The organism is Pantoea sp. CTOTU49201 (assembly GCF_032054795.1).
GTDB classification, from domain to species: domain Bacteria; phylum Pseudomonadota; class Gammaproteobacteria; order Enterobacterales; family Enterobacteriaceae; genus Pantoea; species Pantoea symbiotica.
On sequence record NZ_DAMBSA010000300.1, the window covers coordinates 1 to 4,759 of the forward strand.

Below are 4,759 nucleotides of genomic sequence, written 5' to 3' on the forward strand. Positions count from 1 at the left end.
CCAGGCATCAAACAAGTGAAGAAGCCCCGAACGAAAGTTCGGGGCTTTTTTACGTCTGTAGTTAACGGAATTATTCAATGACAGTAAAAAGGCTAATAAATGACTAAAAGAAAAATCATGACAGATGCTCAACGCCAGCAACATTTCCAAAATTGGTCATCAAGTGAGATGAGTAAAAATGAATATGCTCGTTTAAACGGAATTAATACTAAAACTTTCCACAATTTATGCCGATCGATTGAATTAAAAAAATAATATTAGCAATAAGCTAACTGATTCAAAAATAGATGAAAGTTATAAAATTGAATCTAAGGCTAATATTGAATTAACCGAAAACGCAACTTTGGTGGTAACTAAGGATGGCTTTGAAGTAAATGCATCTCCTGCTGTAATAGTACGCATAATTCGTGCATTGAAATTATGTTAAAGCAATGAACTAATAATTTAAATTCATCACACTATTACTAATAAGCCTCTCCCTACATCTCACTACTTCTTATCATTAAGTTAGAAATGATTGTACGAAACAGATCCGTATAGTCATCTAATGTTATTAACTATAAAAATATTACTTTTCCCACCTAAAGCTGAAACATTTTCATAAACCGCATGAAGACTCGACATTCTCGACATAACACGCTAATGTCGGGCATCTGGATGTCTAAACGTTTATACGGTTATTAGTAAGAGGTGAGCAGGTTATGCCAATCAGGATTCCCGACGAATTACCGGCAGTGAATTTTTTGCGTGATGAAAACGTCTTTGTCATGACGTCGTCGCGCGCCAGTGTTCAGGAGATCCGTCCGCTAAAAGTGCTGATTCTCAACTTGATGCCAAAGAAGATTGAGACGGAAAATCAGTTCCTGCGCCTGCTCTCAAACTCCCCATTGCAGATTGATGTGCAACTGCTGCGCATTGATAGCCGCGAGTCGCGCAACACGCCGACAGAGCATCTGAACAACTTCTACTGCAACTTCGAAGACATCCAAAACGATAATTTTGATGGACTGATTGTGACTGGCGCGCCGCTGGGATTGGTCGATTTCAATGATGTTGCTTACTGGCCACAGATTCAGCGCGTGCTGCACTGGGCGAATGAGCACGTCACCTCAACGCTCTTTGTCTGTTGGGCGGTTCAGGCGGCACTCAACATTCTTTATGGCATTCCTAAGCAGACGCGGCAGAACAAATTGTCCGGTGTTTATGAGCACCAAATCCTGCATCCACACGCGTTACTGACGCGTGGCTTTGACGACAATTTTCTGGCACCGCATTCACGCTATGCCGATTTCCCCAGCCAGCTGATCCGTGATTACACCGATCTCGAGCTATTTGCCGAATCGGAATCAACCGGCGCGTATCTGATGGCAAGCAAAGACAAGCGTCTGGCGTTTGTCACCGGCCATCCTGAATATGATGCCCTGACGCTTTCAGGTGAATATCATCGCGATTACGATGCAGGCCTGCAGCCGGAAGTGCCATTCAACTACTTCCCGCACGACAACCCAGAACTGCCACCGCGCGCTACATGGCGCAGTCACGGCAACCTGCTGTTCTCAAACTGGCTGAACTACTACGTTTATCAGATCACGCCGTTCGATCTGCGTCGGATGAACCCAACGCTCGAATAACTCCAACATCTCGTTTGATCCTGCCGCGCTAGCCGAAAGCTATCGCGGCTTTTTTTTGCCTTCTATTCAGGGGTGGAAGTTATTGCCTTTAATTCGAGAGATTAAATTATATAAATATCAATCTGATAAATTACTATAAACACAGAAATGGAAATAGTTTTTGAAAATAAAATAAAAATCATTATGCTCTGATCTTGCAGGTTATAAATCACCCTACATCCGGATCCGATCGTTAAACGATGGATCAACCCAGGAGGCAGCCCGCATGACAGACTCGGTTATCAGCAATACGCTAACCTTCAGCCAGCCCTTTACCCACGCGGAAAAGCAGCTGCTTACCCCAGAAGCGATCGACTTTGTACACGCATTGGTAGTGCGTTTTGCACCAGAGCGCGAACGCCTGCTGAAGGCACGCCAGCAACGCCAGAAGCGTTACGATCAAGGTGAGTTACCGGGATTTGATTCGGAAACCACTTCCATTCGTGAAAATGCGTGGCAGGTTCGTCCTATTCCGCAACTGTTACAAGATCGCCGCGTGGAGATCACCGGGCCGCCGGATCGCAAAATGGTGATCAACGCGCTCAACGCCAACGTCAACGTCTTCATGGCCGATTTTGAAGATTCACTGGCGCCAACCTGGCAGAAGCTGGTTGATGGACAATTAACCTTGCGCGATGCGGTCAATGGCACGCTGAGCTTCACCAGTGAAACCGGCAAGATCTACCAGCTGCGTGCCAATCCGGCGCTACTGATGTGTCGGGTGCGCGGTCTGCATCTCAATGAAAAGCATGTGGAGTGGCGCGATCGGGCTATTCCCGGTGGATTGTTCGACTTTGCGCTCTACTTTTTCCACAACGTTGAAGCGCTGCTGGAAAAGGGGCACGCGCCGTGGTTCTACTTACCGAAAACCGAGCATGCCGCTGAAGTGGCTTGGTGGCGTGAGATCTTCCGCTTCAGTGAAGATCGCTTCGATCTGCCGCGCGGCACCATCAAAGCCACGGTGTTGATCGAAACGCTGCCGGCGGTGTTCCAGATGGATGAGATCCTATGGGAACTGCGCGATCACGTGGTGGGCTTGAACTGTGGCCGTTGGGATTACATCTTCAGCTACATCAAAACGCTGGGTCAGCATCCCGATCGTATCCTGCCGGATCGCCAGCAAATCAGCATGGATCAACCGTTCCTCGATGCCTATTCACGCCTGCTAATCAGAACCTGCCATCGCCGTGGCGCGCTGGCAATGGGCGGTATGTCGGCGCTGATTCCGAGCAAAGACGCGGAGCGCAATTTATGGGTGACGCAGAAGGTGCAGGAAGATAAAGCACGTGAAGCGGGCAACGGTCACGATGGAACCTGGGTGGCGCATCCCGGCCTGGCGGACATCGCGATGGAGGAGTTTGACCGTCGACTAGGCGATCAACCTAATCAATTGCACATTACGCGTGAGCAGGATGCGCCAATCACCGCCGAGCGTCTGCTGGCACCGTGTCGCGGTAAGCGTACCGAAGCCGGCATGCGCGCCAACATCCGCGTGGCGCTGCAATATCTGGAAGCCTGGATCAGCGGTAACGGCTGCGTACCGATTGACGGATTGATGGAAGACGCCGCCACCGCTGAAATCGCTCGTACCTCCATCTGGCAATGGATTCATCACAAGCAAATTCTCAGCGATGGCCAACCGGTGACGGTGGCGCTGTTTGAACGGCTGCTGGCGGAAGAGCTGGCAGCCTTGCAGCAAACCGTTGGTGCAGAGCGTTTCCAGCATGGACGCTTCGACGATGCCGCCGCGCTGATGGCGCAAATCACCACCGATGACGAACTGGTTTCCTTCCTCACTCTGCCGGGCTACCGCCTGCTGCCTTGAACCTGGAGATATGACGATGAATCGTACGCAACAGATCAAACAACTGGAATCGAGCTGGAATGATGCGCGCTGGCAGGGAATCACTCGTCCGTACAGTGCGGAGGATGTGGTCAACTTGCGCGGTTCGGTCAATCCCGCCTGCACGCTGGCGGAGCGCGGTGCCACTAAACTCTGGTCGCTGCTGAATGGCGAATCGAGCAAAGGCTACATCAACAGCCTTGGCGCATTGACCGGCGGACAAGCGGTGCAGCAGGCGAAAGCCGGTATAGAAGCGATTTACCTTTCCGGCTGGCAAGTGGCGGCGGATGCCAACCTGGCCGGGCAGATGTATCCCGACCAATCGCTGTATCCGGTGAATTCAGTGCCGAATGTGGTAGAGCGGATTAACCAGAGCTTCCAGCGTGCCGATCAGATTCAATGGGCCAGCGGCGTATCGCCAGAAGACAATGATTTTATTGATTACTTCCTGCCGATAGTCGCCGATGCGGAAGCGGGCTTTGGCGGCGTACTCAATGCGTTCGAGCTGATGAAATCGATGATTCAGGCCGGTGCAGGCGCGGTGCATTTTGAAGATCAGCTGGCGGCGGTGAAGAAGTGCGGTCACATGGGCGGCAAAGTATTAGTCCCGACGCAGGAAGCGATTCAGAAACTGGTGGCGGCACGTCTGGCCGCAGACGTAATGAACGTGCCGACGGTATTACTGGCGCGCACCGATGCGGATGCCGCCGACCTGATCACCTCAGATTGCGACCCGCGCGACGCTGCATTTATCACCGGCGAGCGCACCTCGGAAGGCTTCTTCCGCACGCATGCCGGGATTGAACAGGCGATCAGCCGCGGGCTGGCATATGCACCTTATGCCGACGTGTTGTGGTGCGAAACCTCGACGCCGGATCTGGAGATGGCACAGCGTTTTGCCGACGCGATCCACGCGCAGTATCCCGGCAAGCTGCTGGCCTACAACTGCTCGCCATCGTTCAATTGGAAGAAGAACCTCGACGATCGCACCATCGCGCGTTTCCAGCAGGCGCTGAGCGAAATGGGCTATCGCTTCCAGTTCATCACGCTGGCCGGAATTCACAGCATGTGGTTCAACATGTTCGATCTGGCACACGCCTATGCGCAGGGCGAAGGCATGCGTCATTATGTGGAAAAAGTGCAGCAACCGGAGTTTGCAGCGCGCGATAAGGGCTACACCTTCTCGTCGCATCAGCAGGAAGTGGGCACCGGCCTGGCTGCGATCCGCCTCGAGCAGGCTGCGCAA

At 51.9% G+C, this 4,759-nt stretch carries 3 protein-coding genes; all 3 read left to right on the forward strand.

The genetic code is table 11. The features are described from left to right. Positions 1–701 precede the first annotated feature (701 nt). Positions 702–1,631 carry a homoserine O-succinyltransferase gene (gene metA, locus RTY00_RS18225; protein ID WP_154154813.1) on the forward strand — a complete coding sequence of 310 codons (930 nt, stop codon included), beginning with the start codon at positions 702–704 and terminating at the stop codon, positions 1,629–1,631. Between the two features lie 265 nt (positions 1,632–1,896). Further along, positions 1,897–3,495, forward strand: coding sequence for a malate synthase A (gene aceB / locus RTY00_RS18230; protein ID WP_312665370.1), 1,599 nt, complete (start codon positions 1,897–1,899; stop codon positions 3,493–3,495). Between the two features lie 16 nt (positions 3,496–3,511). Next, a partial coding sequence (aceA, locus tag RTY00_RS18235) for an isocitrate lyase (protein WP_312665371.1) occupies positions 3,512–4,759 on the forward strand: 1,248 nt, incomplete at its 3' end.

Excerpts from the sequence above, each read along its gene's own strand:
- metA (WP_154154813.1), top strand. The coding sequence starts at position 702 with ATGCCAATCAGGATTCCCGACGAATTACCGGCAGTGAATTTTTTGCGT.
- aceB (WP_312665370.1), top strand. The coding sequence starts at position 1,897 with ATGACAGACTCGGTTATCAGCAATACGCTAACCTTCAGCCAGCCCTTT.